The sequence below is a fragment of the Actinoplanes sp. NPDC051411 genome, assembly GCF_040682075.1.
GTDB lineage: Bacteria > Actinomycetota > Actinomycetes > Mycobacteriales > Micromonosporaceae > Actinoplanes.
Genome location: NZ_JBFBAD010000009.1, coordinates 76508 through 99971, shown reverse-complemented (window position 1 = coordinate 99971; position 23464 = coordinate 76508). Strand labels below are relative to the sequence as shown.

At 70.9% G+C, this 23464-nt stretch carries 24 protein-coding genes; 6 read left to right on the top strand and 18 right to left on the bottom strand.

Going from position 1 to position 23464, the window contains the following annotated elements:
• Positions 1 to 4 precede the first annotated feature (4 nt).
• Genes AB0M88_RS07495 through AB0M88_RS07485 form a run of 3 tightly spaced genes read left to right on the top strand, consistent with a single transcriptional unit; the run spans position 5 to position 4781 of the window.
• Positions 5 to 1354 carry a hypothetical protein gene (locus AB0M88_RS07495; protein WP_364096884.1) on the top strand — a complete coding sequence of 450 codons (1350 nt, stop codon included), beginning with the start codon at positions 5 to 7 and terminating at the stop codon, positions 1352 to 1354.
• A gap of 57 nt (positions 1355 to 1411) precedes the next feature.
• A complete protein-coding gene (locus tag AB0M88_RS07490) occupies positions 1412 to 4036 on the top strand; it encodes an FtsK/SpoIIIE domain-containing protein (RefSeq protein WP_364096881.1) in 2625 nt (874 codons plus the stop codon).
• Complete coding sequence (locus AB0M88_RS07485; protein ID WP_364096878.1) at positions 4029 to 4781, top strand: hypothetical protein; 753 nt, start codon at positions 4029 to 4031, stop codon at positions 4779 to 4781. Before AB0M88_RS07490 ends, AB0M88_RS07485 begins: the two co-directional genes overlap by 8 nt.
• A 6-nt stretch (positions 4782 to 4787) precedes the next feature.
• On the opposite strand, the gene AB0M88_RS07480 is transcribed toward AB0M88_RS07485, so the two are convergent.
• Positions 4788 to 5114 (bottom strand): hypothetical protein, encoded by a 327-nt coding sequence (locus AB0M88_RS07480; RefSeq protein ID WP_364096875.1) that lies wholly within the window; start codon positions 5112 to 5114, stop codon positions 4788 to 4790.
• Positions 5115 to 5189: 75 nt separating this feature from the next.
• Positions 5190 to 6038, bottom strand: a complete 849-nt coding sequence (locus AB0M88_RS07475) for a 3-hydroxyacyl-CoA dehydrogenase family protein (protein WP_364096872.1) — start codon at positions 6036 to 6038, stop codon at positions 5190 to 5192.
• A 135-nt stretch (positions 6039 to 6173) separates the two neighbouring features.
• On the opposite strand from AB0M88_RS07475, the gene AB0M88_RS07470 reads away from it, so the two are divergent.
• Positions 6174 to 6485, top strand: a complete 312-nt coding sequence (locus tag AB0M88_RS07470) for a hypothetical protein (RefSeq protein WP_364096869.1) — start codon at positions 6174 to 6176, stop codon at positions 6483 to 6485.
• Here AB0M88_RS07470 and murA read toward each other — a convergent pair.
• Positions 6482 to 7768 carry a UDP-N-acetylglucosamine 1-carboxyvinyltransferase gene (gene murA, locus AB0M88_RS07465; RefSeq protein WP_364096866.1) on the bottom strand — a complete coding sequence of 429 codons (1287 nt, stop codon included), beginning with the start codon at positions 7766 to 7768 and terminating at the stop codon, positions 6482 to 6484. The genes AB0M88_RS07470 and murA overlap by 4 nt on opposite strands.
• A gap of 42 nt (positions 7769 to 7810) precedes the next feature.
• Here murA and AB0M88_RS07460 point away from each other — a divergent pair, with 42 nt between their 5' ends.
• Entirely contained in the window at positions 7811 to 8383 is a 573-nt protein-coding gene (locus AB0M88_RS07460) for a cob(I)yrinic acid a,c-diamide adenosyltransferase (RefSeq protein ID WP_364096863.1), read from the top strand.
• Complete coding sequence (locus AB0M88_RS07455; RefSeq protein WP_364096860.1) at positions 8383 to 8772, top strand: VOC family protein; 390 nt, start codon at positions 8383 to 8385, stop codon at positions 8770 to 8772. The genes AB0M88_RS07460 and AB0M88_RS07455 overlap by 1 nt, the downstream gene beginning before the upstream one ends.
• Here AB0M88_RS07455 and AB0M88_RS07450 read toward each other — a convergent pair.
• The 15 genes from AB0M88_RS07450 to glyA form a co-directional block, all read right to left on the bottom strand.
• On the bottom strand, positions 8769 to 9560 hold the full coding sequence (locus AB0M88_RS07450; RefSeq protein ID WP_364096857.1) for a PhzF family phenazine biosynthesis protein: 792 nt from the start codon (positions 9558 to 9560) through the stop codon (positions 8769 to 8771). The two genes, AB0M88_RS07455 and AB0M88_RS07450, sit on opposite strands and share 4 nt — an antisense overlap.
• A 10-nt stretch (positions 9561 to 9570) precedes the next feature.
• The gene (locus AB0M88_RS07445; RefSeq protein ID WP_364096854.1) at positions 9571 to 12102 is read right to left on the bottom strand and encodes a tetratricopeptide repeat protein; all 2532 of its coding nucleotides are present in this window, start codon (positions 12100 to 12102) and stop codon (positions 9571 to 9573) included.
• Between the two features lie 115 nt (positions 12103 to 12217).
• The gene (locus AB0M88_RS07440; protein WP_364096851.1) at positions 12218 to 12685 is read right to left on the bottom strand and encodes a DUF2550 domain-containing protein; all 468 of its coding nucleotides are present in this window, start codon (positions 12683 to 12685) and stop codon (positions 12218 to 12220) included.
• Between the two features lie 9 nt (positions 12686 to 12694).
• The gene (locus AB0M88_RS07435; protein ID WP_364096848.1) at positions 12695 to 12976 is read right to left on the bottom strand and encodes a F0F1 ATP synthase subunit epsilon; all 282 of its coding nucleotides are present in this window, start codon (positions 12974 to 12976) and stop codon (positions 12695 to 12697) included.
• Positions 12977 to 13086: 110 nt separating this feature from the next.
• A complete protein-coding gene (locus AB0M88_RS07430) occupies positions 13087 to 14133 on the bottom strand; it encodes an LCP family protein (RefSeq protein WP_364097027.1) in 1047 nt (348 codons plus the stop codon).
• 241 nt (positions 14134 to 14374) lie between these two features.
• Positions 14375 to 15820, bottom strand: coding sequence for a F0F1 ATP synthase subunit beta (gene atpD / locus AB0M88_RS07425; RefSeq protein ID WP_364096845.1), 1446 nt, complete (start codon positions 15818 to 15820; stop codon positions 14375 to 14377).
• Positions 15817 to 16746 (bottom strand): F0F1 ATP synthase subunit gamma, encoded by a 930-nt coding sequence (locus AB0M88_RS07420; protein ID WP_364096842.1) that lies wholly within the window; start codon positions 16744 to 16746, stop codon positions 15817 to 15819. The genes atpD and AB0M88_RS07420 overlap by 4 nt, the downstream gene beginning before the upstream one ends.
• Before the next feature lie 2 nt (positions 16747 to 16748).
• Positions 16749 to 18398: a F0F1 ATP synthase subunit alpha gene (gene atpA, locus AB0M88_RS07415; protein ID WP_364096840.1), complete on the bottom strand. Its 1650-nt coding sequence runs from the start codon at positions 18396 to 18398 to the stop codon at positions 16749 to 16751.
• 86 nt (positions 18399 to 18484) lie between these two features.
• Positions 18485 to 19306, bottom strand: a complete 822-nt coding sequence (locus AB0M88_RS07410; RefSeq protein WP_364096837.1) for a F0F1 ATP synthase subunit delta — start codon at positions 19304 to 19306, stop codon at positions 18485 to 18487.
• Positions 19306 to 19860, bottom strand: a complete 555-nt coding sequence (locus AB0M88_RS07405) for a F0F1 ATP synthase subunit B (RefSeq protein ID WP_364096834.1) — start codon at positions 19858 to 19860, stop codon at positions 19306 to 19308. Before AB0M88_RS07405 ends, AB0M88_RS07410 begins: the two co-directional genes overlap by 1 nt.
• Before the next feature lie 25 nt (positions 19861 to 19885).
• Entirely contained in the window at positions 19886 to 20125 is a 240-nt protein-coding gene (locus AB0M88_RS07400) for an ATP synthase F0 subunit C (protein WP_364096831.1), read from the bottom strand.
• A 73-nt stretch (positions 20126 to 20198) separates the two neighbouring features.
• On the bottom strand, positions 20199 to 21002 hold the full coding sequence (gene atpB, locus AB0M88_RS07395) for a F0F1 ATP synthase subunit A (protein ID WP_364096828.1): 804 nt from the start codon (positions 21000 to 21002) through the stop codon (positions 20199 to 20201).
• A 15-nt stretch (positions 21003 to 21017) separates the two neighbouring features.
• Entirely contained in the window at positions 21018 to 21257 is a 240-nt protein-coding gene (locus AB0M88_RS07390; protein ID WP_364096825.1) for an AtpZ/AtpI family protein, read from the bottom strand.
• 208 nt (positions 21258 to 21465) lie between these two features.
• The gene (locus AB0M88_RS07385; RefSeq protein WP_364096822.1) at positions 21466 to 22017 is read right to left on the bottom strand and encodes a hypothetical protein; all 552 of its coding nucleotides are present in this window, start codon (positions 22015 to 22017) and stop codon (positions 21466 to 21468) included.
• Positions 22018 to 22099: 82 nt separating this feature from the next.
• Complete coding sequence (glyA, locus tag AB0M88_RS07380) at positions 22100 to 23395, bottom strand: serine hydroxymethyltransferase (protein WP_364096820.1); 1296 nt, start codon at positions 23393 to 23395, stop codon at positions 22100 to 22102.
• Positions 23396 to 23464 lie beyond the last annotated feature (69 nt).

Genomic DNA, 23464 nt, shown 5'->3' with positions numbered 1-23464 from the left:
TCGCGTGCCCGCCATCGCCGTACCCGCCTTCGCCCTGACCTGGTGGCTCGCCTGCTATCTGGTCGGCCGTGACCCCGCCCGCGCGGCCGGCCGGCGGGCTGCCGCGGCCCTGATCGCGTACGCGGCCGGCGTCGTCGCCTGGACGCTGGCCCCGGCCAGCACCACGGCCGAGGTTCTGTTGGCCGCCCCGGCCCTGTTCTGGGCCGGTTCCGCGGTCGCCCTGCTGCCCTCGTTCGTGCCCGAGCGCCGCCAGATCGAGCGCGGCTGGCTGGTCGTCTCGGCGGCGTTCGTGCTGATCACGGTGCTGCTGCCGCCGTCCGGGCGGCTGGTCGTGCTGGCCCCGCTGCTCGGCGGCCTGTCGCTGCTCTGGCGTTTCCGCGACCAGGTCGAGCCGCGCCTGATCCCGCTCGCGCTGAGCCTGGTCGCGGTGCTCTACGGCACCGCGCTGGTGCTGCTGTTCGGGCCGGCCGATCTCGGCGCGCCCTGGCTGGCGATCGCCGCGATCGGGGTCGACGTGCTGGTTCTGGGCTATCTGGTGGCGGTGGCCGAGGCGACCGACGCGGGCGAACGGCTGCGGCCCGACCTGAGCCGTTCCCTGGTCGCCGCGGTGGGCGGTCTGCTGCTGGCCGGCGGCCCGGTCATCCTGACCATGTTCGTGACCTCGTCGCGGATGGTCGCGGTCTTCCAGTTCGCCGTGGTCGGCTTCGTGATGACGGTGATCGGGCTGGGCGGCCCGGTGCACCGGCTGCTCGACCGGGTCGCGTTCTGGTCCGACGAGCGACTCCGGGCCGACCGGCACGCGCTGTTCCTGCGCGGCGAGGCGCTGCCTCGGCGCCGGGAGCGCAGCCGCATGATCGCGACGCCCGAGACCGACTTCGTGCGGTTCGTGCGGCAGGCCCTCGACAGCTACGGCGACCTGGGCCGGCTGATGCGCAGCCCGCTGACCGACCTGCCCGCGGTCGACCGGCGGCTGGCCAAGAGCCCGGTCGAGGAGCCGCTGGCCCGGGCCCACGAGTTGCGCAACGTGCTCCAGGAGGCGGTGAGCGCGCTGCGCCCGACCGGGCCGTTCGACACCGGCGAGGAGTGGCGCCACTACAACGCGATCTACTTCTGCTGTCTGCTCGGTCTCCGGCCGTACTCCCGGCGTCTGCGCACCGACGGCCTCGACCGGGAGGCGCGTCGCACGATCGAGTGGATCCGGCAGTACGTGCCGCGCCATCTGCTGCGCCGCTGGCAGTCCGAAGGGGCGGCGCAGGTGGCCCGCGACCTGTGGGACGACATGGTCAGCACCGACCCTCGCTGGCTGACCCGGTTGTCGGCCGGGAAGCGCCCGACCACGACACGCAGCACATAATCCTGCAGAATGGGTCAAAATCGGTAAAATCCCCCTACGTGGATTCCGGGGGGTCGAGTGGGTAACCACCGCAACGCGCTGGTCGCCGTCGTCCGCCAGGAACTGGCCGAGGCGCGCGGGGCCGCCCGGGCAGTGCTGGCGGCCGCGGAGTCGGCCCGCGGCGAGGCAGAGCATCGCCGGCGCCTGGTGCGGGACGCGTACGCGACCTGCCTCAACCAGCTCGCCGAAGCCCGCGACTCGGCCCGCCGCGACATCCAGCAGCGCTATCAGCTCGAAACGGCACGGCTCGCCGGGAACGTACGCCACCTGGCCGCCCTGAGCGCCTCCGGCGCGGCCGGCCTGCCCTGGCGAATGTGGTCGCCGACCGAACCCGAACCGGGCACCCGCCCCGGGCTCCTGCGCATCGGCACCCTCGGACTCGACGACGCGGTGGCGCTGCCCGGCCTGGTCCCGCTGCTCGACGCCGCCCACCTGGAGCTGAGCGGCCCGCAGGCGACCGTCGACGGGATGATCACGGGCCTGCTGCTGCGCGCCCTCGGCAGCACCCGGCCGGGCGAGGTGCAGCTCACCGTCTACGACCCCGAGCACCTGGGCGGCACGCTCGCCTCGTTCGCGCCGCTCGGCATCTCGTTCGTCGGGCCGGGCGGGCTCAGCGGCATGCTCGACGGGCTGGTCGAGCACATCTGCCGGGTCAACGAGACGGTGCTGGCCGGCGAATACGTCTCGCTGGCCGACCTGACCGCGGCGGGCGGCGGCTCCCGCACCGGCGCCGGCCCGCGACCCGAACCGTGGCAGGTCGTCGTCCTGCTCGCCGACGCCGCGACCGCCGGCGAGCTGACCTCCGCCCAGCGGGCTCAACTCGACCGCATCGTGCGGACGGGCGTGGCCTGCGGCGTACACGTGGTTGCCCGGGGTTTGGAGCTCGCCGAGCACCCGACCGTGCGCCGCCTCGCCGTGCGCGACCAGACGGCGACCTGCGATCTCACCGGTGACCTGGAGATCCGCCTCGACCCGCCGCCCGCCGCCGATCAGGTGGCGGCGTTCTGCCGGGCGACCGCCGAGCGGCTGCGCGCCGGGCCCCCACCGGCCCGGATGTCCGACCTGGAGCCGCCGAAGTTCTGGTCCGAGTCGTCGGCCCACGGCCTGCTCGCCCCGATCGGCGACGGCACCGACGGCGCCGGCGGGCTCATCGAGGTGCCGCTCGGCGACGACCCGCCGCATGCGCTCATCGGCGGACCCTCCGGGTCCGGCAAGACCAACCTCCTGTACGCCTGGCTGGCCGCGCTGTCCACCCGCTACGGACCCGAGGAGCTCGCCCTCTACCTGCTCGACTTCAAGGAGGGGGTGTCGTTCGCCCGGTTCGTGCCGGGACCGCGCGACTCCAGCTGGCTGCCCCAGGTGCGCCTGGCCGGGCTCAACGTCAACGGCGACCGCGAGTTCGGCCTGGCCATGCTCCGGCACCTGAGCGAGGAGCTGCGCATGCGGGCGCAGGCGGCCAAGCGGCACGACGCGGCCAAGCTGTCCGAGCTGCGGGTGGAAGACCCGCACGGCCACTGGCCGCGGATCGTGGCCGTGATCGACGAGTTCCAGGTGCTGCTGGCCGGCCGCGACGCGGTCGCCGACGAGGCGGTCACCCTGCTCGAAGACCTGGCCCGGCGCGGCCGCTCGCAGGGCATCCACCTGATCCTGGCGTCCCAGGACGTCTCCGGCATCGAGGCGCTGTGGGGCCGCTCCGGCCTGATCGGACAGTTCACCCTGCGGATCGCGCTGCCCAAGGCGCGCCGCATCCTGGCCGACGACAACCTGGCCGCCGCGGTCATCCCGCGGCACCACGCGGTCGTGAACGCCGAATCGGGCGCACCCGGCGCCAACCTGATCGTGCGGCTGCCGGACGCCGGCGACCGCACCCGCTGGCGCGGCCTGCAACGACGCCTGTGGCGGGCCCGGCCGGCCGGCTGCGAGGAGCCCCGGATCTTCGACGGCGACGCGATCCCCCAGCTCCCCGCCTCGTGCCGGCCGTCCGGCCCGGTGCCCTCGCTCGACGCGCCGGTCGGCTCGTCACCCGGCGCGGTGCTCGGCGAACGGATCGACGTGGCCGCCCGGCCGGCCCGGCTGCGGCTGGGCCGGATGCCCGGACGCAACCTGGCCGTCCTCGGCACCCGGGTCGACGAGGCCTGCGACGTGCTCGCGGCGGCCGCGCTGTCGCTGGCCGCGCAGGGCCCGGCCCACTTCAGCGTGGTCTGCCTCGACCCAGACGCCGGCCGGGCGGCGGCCCGCCTGGTCGCCGAGCTGCCCTCGGCCGACTGGCACGACGACCTGGCCGAGGTGCCGGTGCTCGACCGCCCGCACTACGTGCTCGGCTACGCGCTCGACGCGGTGCCCTCCCCGGAGGCGCTGCGCCGGCTGCTGACCGACGGCCCCGAGCGGCGCACCCACATGCTCGGCTGGTGGCGTTCGGTGGCCCGGCTACGCGACAGCCTGGGCGGCCCGGGGGCGCGGCTGGACGCGATCGGCGCGTGGGTCGCCCTCGACGTGCAGGGCGCCGACCTGGCCCCGCTGCACCCCCAGCCGGGCGGCCCGGTCTGGTACCCGCGACGCCGCCGAGGTCTGTTCTTCGACCGCTCGGTGCACCGCACGCCGGAAGTGATCATCCCGTACGAGGTGAACAGTGACCATGCGTGATCGACGCCCGCCCGGCCACGACTATCAGCTGATGGTCAACGCCCTGGCCGAGGCCAACCGCAAACGCGACGACGACCTGACCGGCGCCGAACAGGCCTATCAGGACAGTGCCGCCCAGGCGGCGGGCGAACTGGCCCGCGCCGAGGGCGACGCCACCTCGGCCGACCGGTGGGCGGGCGCGGCCGCGGCCCAGGTGCTCGACATCGACCGCGAGGCGTCCCGCCTCTGGGACCAGCTGCGGCGGGCCCGCGGGCTGCGGGTGCGGGCGCTGGGCGAGCTTCCCGAGCCGGCCCCGGTCGAGTCGCTGCCGCGGGTCGCGCTGCCGCGCAACCCGTCCGATCCGCTGACGGCGGCTTCGACCAGCGGTCGCGAGTCTCCGCGTACGCTGCTGGCCCGCGCCGCCTCCCGCATCGACGACACGATCCGGCCGCTCGGCCGGCGCCCGCTGCCGCGCTGGGCGCTGGCTCTGCTGCCGCCGGCCGGCGCGGTCCTGGCGGCGATGGCCTCGTTGCTCGCGGCGGGCCTGGTCACGTTCGGCAGCACCGGCATCTGGGGCGGCTCGGTCCTGCGGGGACTCGGCTGGGCCACGTTCGTCGCCGCCCCGTCGGTCGGTGTGCCGATCGCGGCCCTGGTCGCCCGGCGCCGCTTGCGGGCCCGCCTCGACATCGGCGGTGTCGGCCTGACCCTGCTCGGCGGCATGATCGCCGCGACGCTGATCTCCCTGGCCTTCGCCGGCGCCCGCTGACCCGGCCTAGCCCGGTACGTCGTCGCCGAAGGCGACCTTCAGGACCGCGTGGGCGACCAGGATCGCCTGGTCCTTGGAGTCGTACGGGCCGACCCGCAGCTCGACCGCCTGGCCGCCGAAGAGCGCCCGCACCGTCCAGCTGTCCGGGTGCCGGTCGTCCTCGCGGCTGTGGTTGACGATGACCTGGGTGGCCGACCGTACGTTGACGGCCGACCACTTCTCGCCGCCCTTGGGCCAGGCCCGGAACCACCCGGGCGCGACCGCCAGCGCCTCCCGCCGCGCCTCGGCCAGCGCCCACTGGGTATCTTCCGGTGCCGGTGCCTGCACCACCATGTCAGCCGCTCCCCCCGCGCCGAAATGTCCGGGCAAACGGTACGGCCGCGGAGGGCCGGAGAGGGCCGGAACCGCTCAGTAGGTGTAGAAGCCCTTGCCGGTCTTGCGACCCAGGTCGCCGGCCGTGACCATGCGCTGGAGCAGCTCGGGCGGGAAGAACTTGTCGTCCTGGGTGTCGCGGTAGATGTTGCCGGCCGCGTTGAGCATCACGTCGAGGCCGGTCAGGTCGACGGTGGCGAGCGGGCCCATGGCGTGGCCGAAGCCCAGCTTCATCACCGTGTCGAGGTCGGCCGCGCTGACCACGCCCGACTCCACCAGCTTGATCGCCTCGACCAGGATCGCCGAGAACAGGCGGTTGGAGACGAAGCCGGCGACGTCGCGTTTCACCTCGACGCAGGTCTTGCCGACCTCCTCGGCGAAGGTGCGGGCGCTGATCAGCGTGTCGTCGGAGGTCTGGTAGCCGCGCACCAGCTCGACCAGCTTCATCATCGGCACCGGCGAGAAGAAGTGGATGCCGACGACCGACTCGGGGCGCTCGGTGACCGCGGCGATCTGGGTGATCGGGATCGCCGACGTGTTGGTGCCGAGCACCGCACCCGACTTGCAGATCTTGTCGAGGGCGCGGAAGACCTCGTGCTTGGCCTCGACCTTCTCGAAGATCGCCTCGACCACCACGTCGGCGTCGGCGGCCGCGTCCATGTCGGTGGTCGGCGTGATGCGGCCGAGCGTCGCCTCGACGTCGTCCTCGCTGATCTTGCCCTTGGCGGCGAACCGGCTCAGCGAGTCGCGGATCGCCGTCATGCCGCGGTTGAGCGACGCGTCGTCCACGTCCCGCATGGTGACGTGCCAGCCGGACTGCGCCGAGACCTGCGCGATGCCGGAACCCATCAGCCCGGAGCCGATGACCGCGAGTCGACCCGCCATGTGAATCTCCCTCTCACCGAGCCGGGCGCCGATGCCCGGCATCACCACCCTACTGAACGGAAACTCAGGGATGGCACCTGCTCCTATCGGGGCAAATCCCGGTAAAACGCGAATCCCCGGTGCCAGACTGTGCCCATGCCCTCAGGCAACGGCTGGTACCTCATCGGGCCGCTGATCGCCGTCGGCCTGGTCGGCTTCCTCGGCGCCGTCTTCTGGCGCATGGGCCTGCAATGGACGATCCACCGCGAGCCGGTTCTCGGGGACGACTACGGCCTGCTCGGCCCGGCCGCGTTCGCCGACAGCCCGGAGACCGCCGACGAGATCCGCCGGATGCTCGTCGACGCCGGCATCCGGGCCACCCAGGCGACCGGCCCGGACGGGCGCACCGCGGTGCTGGTCTTCACCGAGCAGCTGGAGGAGGCGCGGCGGGTGGTCGGGGCTTTCTAGAAGTCGAAGGTCGGCTCGGGCACGTCGGCCCGCTCCACGTCGACGCCCAGCTTGGCCAGGTCGGAGACGAAGTCGGGGTAGCCCCGGTCGATGTGGTGCACCTCGCCGACCTCGGTCACCCCGTCGGCGCACAGGCCGGCGATGACCAGCCCGGCCCCGGCCCGGATGTCGGTCGCCCGCACCGGCGCCCCGGAGAGCCGCTCCCGGCCGTTGACGACCGCGTGGTGCCCGTCGGTGCGGATGTCGGCGCCGAGCCGGACCATCTCGTTCACGAACATGAACCGGCCGTCGAAGATGTTCTCGGTGATCAGCGAGGCGCCCTCGGCCACCGAGGCCAGGCCGATCGCCATCGGCAGCAGGTCGGTCGCGAAGCCGGGATAGGGCAGCGTCACGATGTCGACCGCGCGGGGACGGTCGTCCATGCGCACGCGGAACAGGTTGTCGCCCGGCTCGATCACCGCCCCGGCGTTGACCAGCTTGTCGAGCGCGATGTCGAGAAACTCGGGCCGCACCCCCCGCACGGTCACGTCGCCCCGGGTCATCGCGGTGGCGAACGCCCACGTGCCGCCCACGATGCGGTCGCCGACCGTGGTGTGGTTGACCGGGCGCAGCGAATCCACTCCCTCGATCGTCAGGGTGGACGTGCCGGCGCCGTCGATTCGGGCACCCATCGCGGTCAGCATCGAGCAGATGTCGACGATCTCGGGCTCGCGGGCCACGTTGTCGATCTCGGTGACGCCGCGCGCCAGCACGGCCGCCATCAGAATGTTCTCGGTCGCGCCGACGCTCGGGAAGTCGAGCCAGATCTTGCCGCCGCGCAGGCCCTTGGGCGCCGACGCGATCACGTAGCCGTGCTCGCCGGAGATCTCGGCGCCCAACCGGGTCAGGCCGGAGATGTGCATGTCGAGACCGCGCGAGCCGATCATGTCGCCGCCGGGCAGCGCCACCCGCACGTATCCGCGGCGGGCGAGCAGCGGGCCGAGCACGCAGATCGACGCGCGCAGGCGGCGGACCAGGTCGTAGTCGGCCTCGCTGCCCGGCTCGGCCGGCACGTCGATGGTGGCGCGGTTGCCCTCCAGCGCGACCTGGCAGCCCAGCCGGCGCAGCACCTCGGCCATGATCGCGATGTCGGTGATCCGGGGAACGTTCTCGACCACACTGCGACCTTCGGCCAGCAGCGTGACCGCCATCAGCTTGAGCGCCGAGTTCTTCGCGCCGCCGACCGTCACGTCTCCGGCCAGGCGTGCGCCGCCCTTGACCCTGATCACATCCACGCGGGCCATGGTAGGAGTCGCCCGGAAGGCGAACGTCCGTAGGGTGGGTGCATGGCCGTGCATCTCACCCGCATCTACACCCGGACCGGCGACGGCGGACAGACCCGGTTGGGCAACAACGAGCAGGTCGCGAAGACCGACCCGCGGATCTCCGCCTACGCGGACGCGGACGAGTGCAACGCGGCCCTGGGCGTGGCGCTCGCGCTGGGCGCGCTCTCCGAGGACGTACGCGGTGTGCTCGGCACCGTGCAGAACGACCTCTTCGACGTCGGCGCCGATCTGTGCAATCCGATCGCCGACGACCCGCCCTATCCCCCGTTGCGGATCACCGAGGACTACATCACCCGGCTCGAGGGCTGGTGCGACGAGTACAACGAGACGCTTCCGGCGCTGAACAGCTTCGTCCTGCCCGGCGGCACGCCCGGTGCGGCTCTGCTGCACGTGGCGCGTACGGTCGCACGCCGAGCGGAACGCTCGGCCTGGACCCTCCTCGAAGCCGAGCCGTCGCGGACCTCGGAATTGCCGGCCAAATATCTCAACCGGCTCAGTGATCTGCTCTTCATCCTGTCCCGGGTGGCCAACCCGGGCGGCGACGTCACCTGGGTGCCGGGGGGCGGCGCCTGATGCTGCACCACGTCGAGCTGTGGGTGCCCGACCTCCAGGCAGCGGCCGGCCCGTGGGGCTGGCTGCTGGGCGAGCTGGGCTGGAAGCAGTTCCAGGACTGGCCGGCCGGTCGTTCGTGGCGCCACGGCGACGTCTACATCGTGCTGGAGCAGTCGCCGGCCCTGACCGGCGACGTCCACGATCGCCGAGCGCCCGGCCTCAACCACCTGGCCTTCACCGCCTCGGGCCGGGAGCAGGTCGACCGGCTCACCACCGACGCTCCCGAGCACGGCTGGTCGCTGCTCTTCGCCGACCGCCACCCGCACGCCGGCGGCCCCGACACCTACGCCGCCTATCTGGAGGACAACTGGGGCTACGAGGTCGAGATCCAGTCGTCGCCGCCCTCCTAGGCCTTGAGTTCACCGTCGATCACGGTGACGGCGTGGCCGGTGAGCAGGGTGCGGTCGCCCTTCAGCGCGACCCGCACGACACCGCCGCGACGGGACGCCTGGTAGCCGACCATCTCGGTGCGGCCGAGCCGCTGCGCCCAGAACGGGGTGAGCGCGGTGTGGGCGCTGCCGGTCACCGGGTCTTCCGGCACGCCGACGCCCACGCCGAAGAAGCGGGAGACGAAGTCGTAGTCGGCGCCGGGGCCGGTCACCACGATGCCGCGGTGCGAGAACCCGGCCAGCCCGGCCAGGTCGGGGATCAGCTCGCGGACCGCCTGCTCGGAGACCAGCTCGACCAGGTAGTCGTCGGTGATCGGGCCGGTGTGGTGCAGCGAGACGATCTCGGTGCCGAGGAGCTCGGCCAGATCGGGGTCGGGCGGCAGCGGGCTGAGCGGCGCGGCCGGGAAATCGAGCGTGTACGCCCCGTCGTCGGCCGCGGTCGCGGTCAGCACGCCGCTCCGGCGGGTCGCGAAGCGGACGGTGCCCGGCCGCGCCAGCACGTGCGCGGTGGCCAGCGTGGCATGGCCGCAGAGCGCGACCTCGACCGCGGGCGTGAACCAGCGCAGGGCGAAGTCGGCGTCTCCGCCCGGCGGCAGCGGGTGCACGAACGCGGTCTCGGAGAGGTTGACCTCGGCCGCCACCGACTGCATCCACTCGTCGTCGGGAAACGCCGATTCGAGAACCACGACTCCGGCCGGGTTGCCGGCGAAGGGCCGGTCGGTGAACGCGTCGACGATCCGAATTCGCATATTGGCAACGCTATCCGCCGAGCGACGCGAGCGCTTCGGTGATTTCGGCCGCCCGGGGTGAGCCGAGCTTCGTCCACAGCCCCTCGGCCACCAGGTAGTGCTCGCGGGCCTCGGCGACCGCCCCGAGCCCCCGGCAGGCCTCGGCCAGCCCGGTGTGCGCGCGGGCCTGCTCGCTCCGTTCGTCGACGTCCGGGTCGGCGGCGATCTCCAGGGCCCGCAGGTGCTCGTCCCGGGCTTCCTCGAACCGTCCCCGAGCCCGGGCCGTCTCGCCGAGCCCGTTCCGCGCGCAGGCCTCGCCGGCCCGGTCGCCGAGATCGCGATAGATCTTCAGCGACTGCCGGTGGTAGTCGGCGGCCCGGTCGCCGTCGCCGCGCCGGGTGCTGAGCAGGCCCAGATCGTCGAGCGCGTTGGCCTCGATGTTCGGCCGGCGCAGCTCCCGGTTGATCTCCAGCACCCGGATCAGATAGTTCTCGGCCGAGTCGTACCGCTCCCGCTTCATCTCGGCGCCGCCGAGGTTGCCGAGCGCGAGAGCCTCGCCGTTGCGGTCGCCCGTCTCCCGGTAGGCCAGCAGCGCCTCGCGGTAATGCTCGACCGCGGCGTCCGGCTGCTCGCGGCGGCCGGCCAGGTTGCCCAGGTTGATCAGCGCCCGCGCCTGGCCGGTGCGATCGCCCAGCAACCGGTAGCGGTCCAGCGACTGCTGGGAGAAGTCGAGGGCCTCCTGGTAGAGCCCGCGCCGGGCATTGGCGATGCCGAGGTTGTTGAGCACGCGGGCCGTGTCGACCGGCCGGTCATGCCGGCCGAGAATGCGCAGCGCGTTCTCGAGCCGGCGGGCCGCCGCGTCGTGCCGCCCGAGGAAGATCTCGGCGTTGGCCGCGTTGGTCAGCGCGCCCGCGTAGCCGACCTCGTCGCCCGCCTCCCGCGCCACCCGGGCCGCCGCCTCGTGCACCAGCAGCGCGGCGGTGTTGTAGCGGCCCTGCAGGTAGCGCGAGAGCACGACCGCCATCCGGGTGGCGTGCCCGGCCCGGGCGGCCGCCGCCGCGTAGGTGACCGACGCGATCAGGTTGTGGCGCTCCGCCTCGAGCCAGGTCAGCGGCTCGCCGAGATCGGGCAGGGGCAGGTCGGGCGGCGGGATCTCGGGCCGGAGCGTCCGGCCGGCCGGGTCGAGCCGGTCCATCGCCGCCGCCGTGGTCGCCAGATAGTGCTCGAGCAGCCGGGTCATCGCGGCGTCCCGGTCGGCCCGGCGGTCCTCGTCCGCCGACCGGGCCGCCGCATAGTCCCGCACCAGGTCGTGCAGCTGATAACGGCCGGTGGCGGCCGACTGCACCAGGTTGTCGGAGGCCAGCTCGCGCAGCCGCACCTCGGCGGTCGGCAGGTCGGTGCCGGCCAGCGCGGCCGCCGCCCGGGCGTCGAAATCCTGGCCCGGGTGCTGGGCGATCACGCGAAGGAACTCCCGCCCTCCGGCGGGCAGATTCCGGTACGAAACCTCGAGCGCGAGTTCGATCTCCGAGTCGAGCCGCCGGTTCTCGTGGCGTTCGTCGAGCCAGTCGGCGTGATCGGTCAGCGTCCAGCCGGGTTTGGCCCGCATGTGCCCGGTGACCAGGGCCAGCGCCAGCGGCAGATGGCCGCACCGGCGCGCGATGCGGGCCGCCGCCTGAGGATCGGAGCCGACCGGGATCCGCGGCACCGCGGCGGCCAGATAGCGCAGGGCCTCGGCCTCGCTGAAGACGTCGACCGCGAAGCGGGACACCGGGTCGAGCGCCCCCAGGTTGCGGCGGCTGGTCACCAGGGTCACGCAGCCGGGCAGGTCGGGCAGCAGCGGCGCGACCTGCTTCTCGTCGGAGGCGTTGTCGAGCACCACGAGGCTGCGCAGCCCGGTCAGCTTCCGCCGGAACAGCTCGGCCCGGGCCTCGACCGGGTGCGGCACCTGATGCCCGCTGACGCCGAGCTGGCGGAGGAAGCCGTCGAGCACCGCGGCCGGGTCGGCCGGCGGCTGCGCCGGGTCGGGGTGGAAGCCGCGCAGGTTGACGAACAGGATCCGCTCGAACGGTTCCTCCTCGTGCAGGACGTGCCCGACGTGCACGGCCAGCTGGGTCTTGCCCACTCCGGCCATCCCGGCCAGCGCCGAGATCACCACCGCCTGGCCCGTCCGCGCCAGGTCACGCAACCGGTCGAGCTCGGCCGAACGCCCGGTGAAGGTCGGCAGGTCCGGGGGCAGAGCGTCGAGCACCCGCACCTGGGCGGCGGCCTGGGTCTCGCCGCTGATCACCCTCAGTGCCTGCTGCCACTGGGACACGTAGCCCGGGTCGGGGTGCAGCGCCTCGACGACCGCGGCCACCAGCTCGGCGTCGAGCCGGCGGCGGCCGGCCCGGAAGCAGTCGACCACGGTCGTCTTGCCGACCTGCTCGACAACCGCGCGCCGCGCGTTGACCCGGGCCGTGATCGTCTCGAACGAGGGGTTACCGGCCCACGTCTTGAGGCCGCGCAGGGTCTCGGCGAAGTCGTCCAGAGTGGACGCCCGCCCGAGGTCGGGAAGGTCGCTCATCGGCAAGCAACTTACCCGCCGTAGTCATCGACGGCGAGCGTTATGTAACCGAGCGCTCATAGTCCGGGCGCCCGCCGCCCGGCGCTCGGCAGTCGGGCGCTCGGCAGTCGGGCGCTCAGTAGTCGATGGGGCGCGGGTGGATCGCCGGGCGCGGAGCCACCGAGCCCGGCGCCCCGGGCGGGGCCGCCTCGAGCCAGGACAGGAAGCCGGTGACCGTCGACTCGGCCATCGCGATGTCGAACTGGTCGCCGCGGGTCGAGAGCCGCAGCACGATCCAGTGGCCGGGCATGGTGAGCCGCTCGGGCCCCTCGGGCACCCGTCGCTCCTCGATGACGAGGTCGGCCCGGTCGAGGACCCGCTTGGGGCGGAAGGCGAGGCTGAACATGCGGTAGAACCGCAGCTCGTCACCGTGGAACCGGCCGATGCCGGTGGACCAGCCGCGGCCCGGGATCATCGTGCTGACCCGGACCTGCAGCCGGATGGTGCCGCCGCCCAGCATGAACAGCCGGGCGCGGAAGAAGATCGCGAAGAGAAGTGCGATCAGCGCGACGACGCAGATTCCGAAGACTTCCAGAACCCGCATCGCGGGCCGTCAGCGGGTCTCGGGCTGGGCGGGCGTGGCGCTCTCGGCGAGAACCGTGACCCCGTCGGCGTCGATCGAGAGGAAGCCGCCGGCCACGTCATAGGTCAGTTGCTCACCGCCGGCGAGTTTGACCCTCACCTGTGACGGCTCCTTGAGCAGGCCCAGCAGCGGGGCGTGACCGGGGAGCACGCCGATCTCGCCCTCGGTCGTGCGGGCGACGAGCATCTCGGCATCGCCGGACCACACGCGCTCCTCGACGGCTACGACGTTCACGTGCAGCTGGTTGGCCACGCTATCTCCCTGGTTAGATCCCACCGGACGGCGAGAGGGAACCGATTGGGTGAAGTCTAAACGGAGCAGCCACCGCGCGTAGCAGCGGGTGGCGACCGCCACAGGCCCGATCAGCCGGCCTTGTTCAGGTATTCCGGGTGGTCGAAGAGGAAATTGCCGATGTCGTCGCGGCCGACCGCGGCGAAGAAGTCGGTCGCGCTCGGTTTCAGGCCCTCGCCCAGATAGGTACGTCCGTCGAACAGCGACTCGCCCGGCATCTTGATCAGCGTCATGTTCAGCGACCGGATGCCCTTGAGGGCGAAGCCCCAGTCGACGACGCTGTGGCCCTTGCCGTCGAAGATCAGCGCGCTGCCGGCCGCCTTGAGGACCTTGTCGAGCGTGCCCGGGTTGGTGATGACGTCCTTGCTCAGCGCCTGCTGGGCCATCGCCTTGATGAACTGCTGCTGGTGCCGCTGGCGGTCGTAGTCGCTGTTGGGCAGGCCGTAGCGCTGCCGTACATAGTCGAGGGCCTGCCAGCCCTGCAGGTGGTAGGTGCCGGGCTTGTAGGTGGCCTGAGGGCCGTAATAGGGGTGCGCGCAGGTGTTGTCGGCGCACCGCGCGTACCTCGGCCGGGGTTTGCCGTCGGGCTGGAGGTGCTCGGACTTCACGTTCTGGTCGATCGTCATCGTCACGCCGTCCATCGCGTCGACGATCTTCTTGAAGCCGCCGAAGTTGACGATCGCGCCGGCGTCGAAGTCGTGGATGCCGGTGAGCTGGGAGACCGTCCTGGCGAGCAGGTCGAAACCCTGGGCGACGTCGTGCTTGCCGTTGCCGACCGAGCTGCCGTACGACATCGCCGCGTTGATCTTGGAGCGACCGCCCCGGAACCCGGTCTTGTCGAACGCCGGAATGTCGACCAGCAGGTCGCGCGGGATCGAGAAGAGGTACGCCTTGTCCATGCCGGCCGGCACGTGCACCACGATGATCGAGTCGGAGAGCGGCGCGGTGGTGGCGTCGCGCGGGTCGATGCCGACGAGCAGGATGTTGAGCGGGCCCCGGATGTCGGAGGGCCGGTCGGCCGCGGCGGTGTCGCCGAACAGGTCCTGGTTGTGCACCGCGTTCTCGTACCGGGCCACGAGGAGCTTGCTCGCCACGATCGCGGCGCCGCTGGCCATCATCAGCACGCAGCCGAAAACCGCGCACAGGCGCGCCCACAGCGGGGTGCGGCGTCTTGAGGGCTCAGGCACTTGATCTCCGTGGGTAGACCGTTTGATCACCTAGCGTGCACGGGAAAGCCTATCCAACGGCGTATACCGTAAAACCGCACGTATTGGGTACAAACGGACGAAAACCACCGGAGAAACGGCAACGGGCCGCACCGATCGAGGATCGGTGCGGCCCGTCGAGCTGCCGCAGGGGTCAGCCCTTCATCAGCTCGTGCGCGTTCTTCTCGAGGTCCTCGAGGCCACCGCACATGAAGAAGGCCTGCTCAGGGAAGTTGTCGTACTCCCCCTCGCTGATCTTCTTGAACGCTTCGATGGTCTCCTTCAGCGGGACCGTCGAGCCGGGGACGCCGGTGAACTGCTCGGCCGCGTACGTGTTCTGCGAGAGGAAACGCTCGATGCGGCGAGCCCGCTGCACCGTGACCTTGTCCTCCTCGGAGAGCTCGTCCATACCGAGGATCGCGATGATGTCCTGCAGGTCCTTGTACTTCTGCAGGATCCGCTGCACCTCACGGGCGACCGCGTAGTGCTCGGCACCCACGTATTCCGGCGCCAGGATCCGCGAGCTGGAGGCCAGCGGGTCGACGGCGGGGTAGATGCCCTTGTCGGAGATCGACCGCTCGAGGTTGGTGGTCGCGTCCAGGTGGGCGAACGTGGTCGCCGGCGCCGGGTCGGTGTAGTCGTCGGCGGGCACGTAGATCGCCTGCATCGAGGTGATCGCCTTGCCCCGGACCGAGGTGATCCGCTCCTGCAACTGGCCCATCTCGTCGGCCAGGGTGGGCTGGTAGCCCACGGCCGACGGCATGCGGCCGAGCAGCGTGGAAACCTCGGAACCGGCCTGGGTGAACCGGAAGATGTTGTCGATGAAGAGCAGCACCTCCTGGTTCTGGACGTCCCGGAAGTACTCCGCCATGGTCAGCGCGGTCAGGGCGACCCGCAGGCGGGTGCCCGGCGGCTCGTCCATCTGGCCGAAGACGAGGGCGGTCTTGTCGAGAACGCCACCCTCCTCCATCTCCAGGATGAGGTCGTTGCCCTCACGGGTGCGCTCGCCGACGCCGGCGAACACCGACGTACCGCCGAAGTTGCGGGCCACCCGGATGATCATCTCCTGGATGAGCACCGTCTTGCCCACGCCCGCGCCACCGAACAGGCCGATCTTGCCACCGCGCACGTACGGCGCGAGCAGGTCGAGCACCTTGATGCCGGTTTCCAGCATCTCGGTCTTGGGCTCGAGGTCGGCGAACGCCGGAGGCTCCCGGTGGATCGCCCAGCGCTCCTGGATGTCCAGGGTCGACGGGTCGACGTTGAGCACCTCGCCGAGGGCGTTGAACACGTGGCCCTTGGTCACGTCGCCGACGGGCACCGAGATGCCCGCGCCGGTGTCGGTGACCTCGGCGCCGCGGACCATACCGTCGGTCGGCTGCATCGAGATCGCGCGGACCAGATTGTCACCCAGGTGCTGGGCGACCTCCAGGGTCAGCGTCTTGGTGCCCCCGGAGAGGGTCACGTCGACGTGCAACGCGTTGTAGATGTTGGGCATGGCGTCACGCGGGAACTCGGCGTCGACGACCGGGCCGATGACCCGGACGACGCGGCCGACACCGGTCTCCGTCTTGGTGGGCTCAGCTGTAGCAGTCATCACTCATCACTTCCCGACGAGGCCAGCGCGTTGGCGCCGCCGACGATCTCACTGATTTCCTGGGTGATCGCAGCCTGCCGCGCGGAGTTCATCTCGCGCGTGTACCGCTTGAGCAGGTCGTCCGCGTTGTCCGACGCACTCTTCATCGCCCGTCGGCGCGATGCCGACTCGCTGGCCGCCGAGTCCAGCAACGCCGCGTAGATCCGCGTGTTGAGGTATTTCGGCAGCAACGCGTCGAGCAACTCGTCGGCGTCCGGCTCGAACTCGTACGCCGGGCGAAGGCCGGGCTCGGCCTCCCGGTCCTCGACCTCCATCGGCGCCAGGAAGTGCGCCTCGGCCGACTGCGTCATCAGCGACTTGAACTGGGTGCTGACGATGTGCAGCTCGTCGACGCCCTGGATGCCGTCCGGGCCGTAGTGCGCGTCGGCGTCGTCGGCTCCCGCGAGGAAGGCCTCGAGCAGCGCGTCCCCGATCCGCTTCGCGTCCTCGAAGGAGGGCCGCTCGGAGAATCCGGTCCAGCTGGTCTCGATCGGACGGTTGCGGAACCGGTAGTAGCCGACGCCCTTACGGCCGACGACGTACAGAACCGGCTCCTTGCCGTCGGCGCGCAGCCGGGAGATCAGCTGCTCGGCGGTGCGGATGGCGTTGGCGTTGTAGGCGCCGGCCAGGCCGCGGTCGCTGGTGATGAGCAGGACACCCGCCCGCCGGACCCGCTCGCGCGGGACCAGCAGGGGGTTGTCGATCGTCGCGTTGGACGCCAGGGCGGTCAGGACCTGGGTGATCGCCTCCGCGTACGGCTTGGAGGCGGCGACCCGCTCCTGCGCCTTGGCGATGCGGCTGGTGGCGACCAGCTCCTGCGCCTTCGCGATCTTCTTGGTCGACCGGACGGTGCGGATGCGCCGCCGGAGGGCCTGTACCTGACCGGCCATGACTAGCTCTTGTCCGCGGGACGGGGAACCTCGCGGGTCACCGTCTCGTGAGTCTCGCGGCCGTCGGCCAGCGCGGCCGCCTCGGTCTCGTTGACCTTGATGCCGGTGTCGCCCTGGCGGAAGAGTTCCTTGAACTCGTCGATGCCCGACTTCAGGCTCTCGATGTTGTCGTCGTTGAGCAGGCCCGAGGACTCGATCGCGGTGTAGGTGTCGCTGCGGTGCCGCTTGATCCAGGGCAGGAACTCGGTCTCGAAGCGGCGCACGTCGCCGACCGGGACGTCGTCGAGCTGGCCGGTGGTGCCGGCCCAGATCACGATGACCTCGTCGACCACCGAGTACGGCGAGTACTGCGGCTGCTTGAGCAGCTCGACCAGGCGTACGCCCTTGTCGAGCTGGGCCCGCGACGCCTTGTCCAGGTCGGACGCGAAGGCCGAGAAGGCCTCCAGCTCGCGGAACTGGGCGAGGTCGAGGCGCAGCCGGCCGGAGACCGAGCGCATCGCCTTGACCTGTGCCGAACCGCCGACCCGGGACACCGAGGTGCCGACGTTGATCGCCGGGCGGACACCCGAGGCGAACAGGTCGGTCTCCAGGAAGATCTGGCCGTCGGTGATCGAGATGACGTTGGTCGGGATGTACGCCGAGATGTCGCTCGCCTTGGTCTCGATGATCGGCAGACCGGTCATCGAGCCGCCGCCCAGCTCGTCGGAGAGCTTGGCGCAGCGCTCCAGCAGCCGGGAGTGCAGGTAGAAGACGTCACCCGGGTAGGCCTCGCGGCCCGGCGGGCGGCGCAGCAGCAGCGACACCGCACGGTAGGCCTCGGCCTGCTTGGTCAGGTCGTCGAAGACGATCAGGACGTGCTTGCCGGCGTACATCCAGTGCTGGCCGATGGACGAGCCCGTGTAGGGCGCGATGTATTTGAAGCCGGCCGGGTCGGACGCCGGAGCCGCGACGATGGTCGTGTATTCCATCGCCCCCTGCTCCTCGAGGGTGCCCCGGATCGAGGCGATGGTGGTCGCCTTCTGGCCGATGGCGACGTAGATGCAGCGAACCTGCTTCTCCGGGTCGCCGGACTCCCAGTTGGCGCGCTGGTTGATGATCGTGTCGATCGCGACCGTGGTCTTACCGGTCTTGCGGTCGCCGATGATCAGCTGGCGCTGGCCGCGGCCGATCGGCGTCATGGCGTCGATCGCCTTGATGCCGGTCTGCAGCGGCTGCTTCACCGGCTGCCGGGCCATGACGTTCGGCGCCTGCAGCTCGAGCTCGCGGAAGCCCTCGTTGGCGATCTCGCCGCGGTCGTCGATCGGGTTGCCCAGCGGGTCGACGACCCGGCCGAGGAATCCGTCGCCGACCGGCACCGAGAGGACCCGGCCGGTCCGCTTGACCTGCTGGCCCTCGTCAATGCCGGTGAACTCGCCGAGCACCACGACGCCGATCTCGCGGACGTCCAGGTTCAGGGCGACACCCAGCGTGCCGTCCTGGAATTCGAGCAGCTCGTTGGCCATGGTCGAGGGGAGTCCCTCGACGTGTGCGATGCCGTCGCCCGCATCGGAGACGATGCCGACCTCCTCGCGGGAGACCTCGGGCGTGTAGGACGAGACGTAGCGCTCTAGCGCCCCCCGGATCTCGTCCGAGGAGATGGTCAGCTCGGCCATCCTCTGCCTTCTCTGTCTAGCTCGGGACGTCGCCGCCACCGAGGGGCCTGGTCACCGGGGCTGTCAACCCCTGGTGCGAAGAATATCTATTTAGCGAAGGCCTGCTTGGCCTCGTTGAGTCGCCGCAGAACCGTGCCGTCGTAGAGGTCGGCGCCGACCTTGACGCTGACGCCACCGATGACGGAGGGGTTGACGTCGATCTTCAGCGACACCGGTCGGCCGTACAGGTCGGACAGCTTGCTCGCCAAGGCCTGCTCCTCACTGTCGGTGAGGGGCTTGGCCACGATGACGTAGGCCACCCGGCGGTCGCGCTTCGCCGCGGTCATCTCGACCAGGCGGGTCAGCGAGCCCTCGAAACTGCGGCCACCGAAGCCTTCCAGTGCCACCTCGACCAGGCGGAGCGTGACCGGCTTGGCCTTGCCCTTGAGCAAGTCCTCCACCAGCTTAACCCGCCGCGACGCGGCCGCACCGGGGTCACTCAGCGTGACAGCCAGCTCTCCGCTGCCCGAGACGATCTGCCCGAACCGGAACAGCTCGTCCTCGATGTCGGCGAGGTCACCGGCCCGGTCGCCCGAGTCGAGCAGCGCCTCGGTGCCGAGGCGCTCGGTCGCGTCGAGAAGCTCGGACGGCGAACCGAACCGGCCGCCCACGAGGGTGGCCAGCGCGTCCACTGTGATCTCCGACAGCTTGCCGGCCAGCAGCGAGCGGAGCAGTTCGGCCCGGTCGGCGCCCGACCGGGCCGGATCGGTCAGCGCCCGCCGCAGACGCGGCTGGGCCCGCAGCAGGCCGGCCACCGACAGGATCTCGTCGGCGACCGTGGCCAACTGCGCGGCCGTGACCTTCGCGGTGTCCGCCGTGAGCTTCTCGGACGCTTTGGCGAGGGCCTCCCGGCTGACGCTCGACGCCATCAGCGCCGCCCGCCCGCCGAGCCGGCCGCACCGAGCTCGTTGATGAAGCGCTCGACCGTGCCCCGGCTGCGAGCCTCGTCGGCGAGGGATTCTCCGACGATCTTGCCGGCCAGGTCGACCGCGAGCGTGCCCAGATCGGACCGGAGCTCGCGCAGGATGCTCTCGCGCTGCTGAGCGAGCTGCTCGTTGCCGGCCTGGATGATCCGCTCGGACTCCTCCCGCGCCTTGGCGAGGACGTCCTGGCGGATGCCCTCGGCGTCGGCCCGGGCCTCGTCGCGGATGCGCGCGGCCTCGGTGCGAGCCTCGGCCAGCTGCGCCCGGTATTGCTCGAGAGTCTTGTTGGCCTCGGCCTGAGCCTCTTCGGCCCGCTTGATGCCACCCTCGATCGCGTCCACACGCGCCCGGAAGGTCTCCTCCATGCGCGGGAACACAAACTTCATCAACACCCAGGCAACGACCGCGAACGCGACGAAGCCGAGCACGACTTCCTGCCAGAGCGGGATGATCGGGTTGATCTGTTCTTCCGCGGCCAGGTAGGTGGTGGTGTGAATCATGTGCACCCCCTTCGAGGGCGGAGAACTATTGGATGGGGTTGCCGGCCCAGATGAAGCCGAACGCGATACCGAGCAGCGCGAGAACCTCGACCACGGCAAAGCCGATCCACATGAACGGCTGGGTGATGCGCGCGGCCTCCGGCTGGCGGGCCGTCGACTGGATGTACGCGGCGAAGATCAGACCAACACCGACACCCGGGCCGATGGCGGCAAGGCCGTAACCGATGGCAGCGGTGCTACCCACAACTTCGGCGACGCTAGACATTCGGAGTTCCTCCTGAGATCTCGCGTGTCTGTCACGCGGGACGACTACGGGGACTTACAGACAAACTGGAGGGTCAGTGGCCCTCGGCCAGCGAGCCCTGGATGTAGCTGGCGGTCAGCACGGTGAAGACGTAAGCCTGGAGTGCGATGACCGCGAAGTCGAGGAAGGTCAGCAGGATCGTCATGATCCATGACAGCACCGAGACCGGCGAGAGCAGGGCGTTCGCGTTGATCATCGCGAACCCGCCGAGCGTGAACACCAGCAGAAGCATGTGGCCCGCGAACATGTTCGCGAACAACCGGACGGCCAGCGAGAACGGCCGCACGATGAACGTCGAGAAGAACTCGATCGGGATCAGGATCGGCTGGATGAACCACGGCGCGGGCAGGATCAGCGCGTGCTTGAAGTAGCCCGCGCCGTGACGCTTCACACCCTGGACGATGAAGATCACATAGGTCAGCACCGCGAGCACGGCCGGGAAGGCGATGTGCGCGTTCGGTGATACCTGGAAGAACGGGATGATGCCCCACAGGTTCATCACGAAGACGAACGTGAACAGCGTCGCCAGATAGGGCGCGAAACGCACGCCGTCCTTGGTGCCGAGCATGTCGATCGAGATGTTGTTCCGCACGAAGCCGTAGATCGACTCGGCGAGCCACTGCTTCTTGGTCGGAACCAGCTGCGGCTTCCGGTAGGACAGCAGGAAGTAAAGGATGATGACGGCGACCGAGAGCCACAGCATCACCGTGATCCGGGTGATCCACGGGTTGTCGTAGCCGTCGGCCCCCCACGGCGCGATCGAAGGCGCGTAGAAGTCGTGGACCGACGGCGGCCAATACGGCGTGCCCTCAGCGAGAACGATCGTCTGACCGGTCACGATAGCCCTTCCAGGTCAGGCGCCGAAGCGGCGCGCAACAAGGTAGACACCAGCCGCAGCCCCGACGACCGTTCCGATGCCGAACGCGATGCCGTGGGTGTGGAAGTGGTGATCCACCAGCCAGCCGATCCCACCCCATATGACCATGCCCCCGATGAGATAACTGACCGCCGCCATGCCGGCCCCGGAATCGATGGGGGGTGGCGGGATCTCGTCCTCGGGGGATTCATCAGAAGGGGGTAACTGACCGGCCATGACTGGGAGAAAGATATCAGCCGGAAGGAGGCGCCTATGCAGCACCCCCCGGGCAACGCGATGTTGTCCGGGCGACGGGTGGCCGCGCCAATTGGCGAAACAGTACTCCTCTGGCGCAAGTCGAATCCACGCACGGCACGCGCCAGTCACCGGATCGGGCATCATCCCTCAAGTCGATCTTGCCGGATTCGCCCTCTGAACTGGCCCTTTACGCAGGGTCCTTGGAGGACGGCGGAGCGGCCGACGCCCGCCGGGAGGCGAGCCGGGTGAGCCACCAGGCCTGCATGCCGGTCAGCAGCACGGCGCCGACGGCCACGCCCCAGAACATCGGGCGGGCTCCACTCCAGCCGCTTCCGGCCACGGCGAAGAGCAGGAACACGATCGCCGCGTACTTCACAACGTAGACGCCCAGGCCGACCGGCATGACCAGTTCCGGGCGGATCACGTCGGCCCAGGCGATCGCGAGCGTGGTCAGGGTGACCCCGGCCGACACGACCAGCACCCCGCCGGCCGCGCCGAGCGCGCCCGGCACACCGTCGGCCAGGAAACCGACCGAGAACGCGCACAGCACCAGCGCCATGCCGACCGCGGTGACCAGCGGCAGGTGCTCGATGCGCCAGCGCGGGTCCTCCGGCAGCGGCGGGAGGTCGGGCAGTGGACGGTCGTCGTCCTCGTCGTCGCGGCCCAGGATCGTGCGCACGATGCCGACATGCGCCTGAACCGGCGCCTTGGGTTCGAGCGTGACGTCGGGGTCGGTCATTCTGTCCTCCCTGGGCATGCCGTTCCGGCCCTCGCCTGGCACGCCGTCGTCTGGTGCGGCTGCTGCGGCTCGGTGCGGGCGGTCATGCCATGACATCCTGCCTGGCGGCGTAAGCGGGAAAGCGATCGACCAGGGCGCGGGTCTGCCCGGCGAGCTCGCGCAGGGCGCGAGCACCACCCTCGGTCTGCGGATCGGCGCGGACGGCCGCGCCTATCAACCCTGCGATCGTACGCATCTCCGCCTCGCCCATGCCCTGCGTGGTGACCGCCGGCGCACCCAGACGCACGCCCGAGGTCACCGCGGCCCGCTCCGGGTCGTACGGCAGGGCGTGCTTGTTGAGCGTGATGCCGGCCCGCTCGCAGCGCAGTTCGGCGTCGCAACCGGACACGCCCAGCTCGCGCAGGTCGGCCAGGACCAAGTGGTTGTCCGTGCCGCCGGTCAACGGCCGCATCCCCTCGGCGGCCAGTCCGGCGGCCAGGGTCCGGGCATTGTCGACGATCTGCCGCGCGTACCACTGGAAGCGCGAGCGCCCCGCCTCGCGCAAGGCGACCGCCTTGGCCGCGATGGCGTGCATCATCGGACCGCCCTGGCTGAACGGGAAGACGGCCTTGTCGATCCGCCGGGCCAGCTCGGCCCGGCAGAGGATCATGCCGCCGCGCGGCCCGCGGAGCACCTTGTGGGTGGTGCAGGTGACCACGTCGGCGTGCTCGACCGGCGACGGGATCGCGCCGCCGGCGACCAGGCCGATCACGTGCGCGGCGTCGACCATCAGGTAGGCCCCGACCTCGTCGGCGATCGCGCGGAACACCGCGTAGTCGATCAGCCGGGGGTAGGCGGTGGCGCCGCAGATGATCAGCTTGGGCCGGTGGGCCAGCGCGAGGTCGCGCACCTCGTCGTAGTCGATCAGCCCGGTGTCCGGCGCGGTGCGGTAGCCGACGGGGTGGAACCACTTGCCGGAGAAGTTGACCCGGCTGCCGTGGGTCAGGTGCCCACCGTGCGGCAGCTCCATGGCCAGCACGGTGTCGCCCGGCTCGGCCAGCGCGGCGTAGGCGGCGAGATTGGCCGAGGCGCCCGAGTGCGGCTGCACGTTGGCGTGCTCGGCGCCGAAGAGCAGCGTGGCCCGGTCGATCGCGAGCTGTTCGGCTCGGTCGGCCTGGGCACAGCCGCCGTAGTAGCGCCGGCCCGGATAGCCCTCGGCATATTTGTTGGCCAGCGTCGAGCCGAGCGCCGCCAGCACCGCCGGCGACGTGAAGTTCTCGCTGGCGATAAGCTGCAGGCCGCCGCGCTGCCGGCCCAGTTCGTCGAGGAGCACACGGGCGATCTCCGGATCGTCGCGCTCGAGTTCCGCGAAGTCCGGCCCCCAGAAGGTCGAGTCCACGCGCCCTCCCCAGCTGTGGCAACGCTGCCTGGTGTCGAGCATATGGCGTAAATCCGCTGCTCCAGGGCA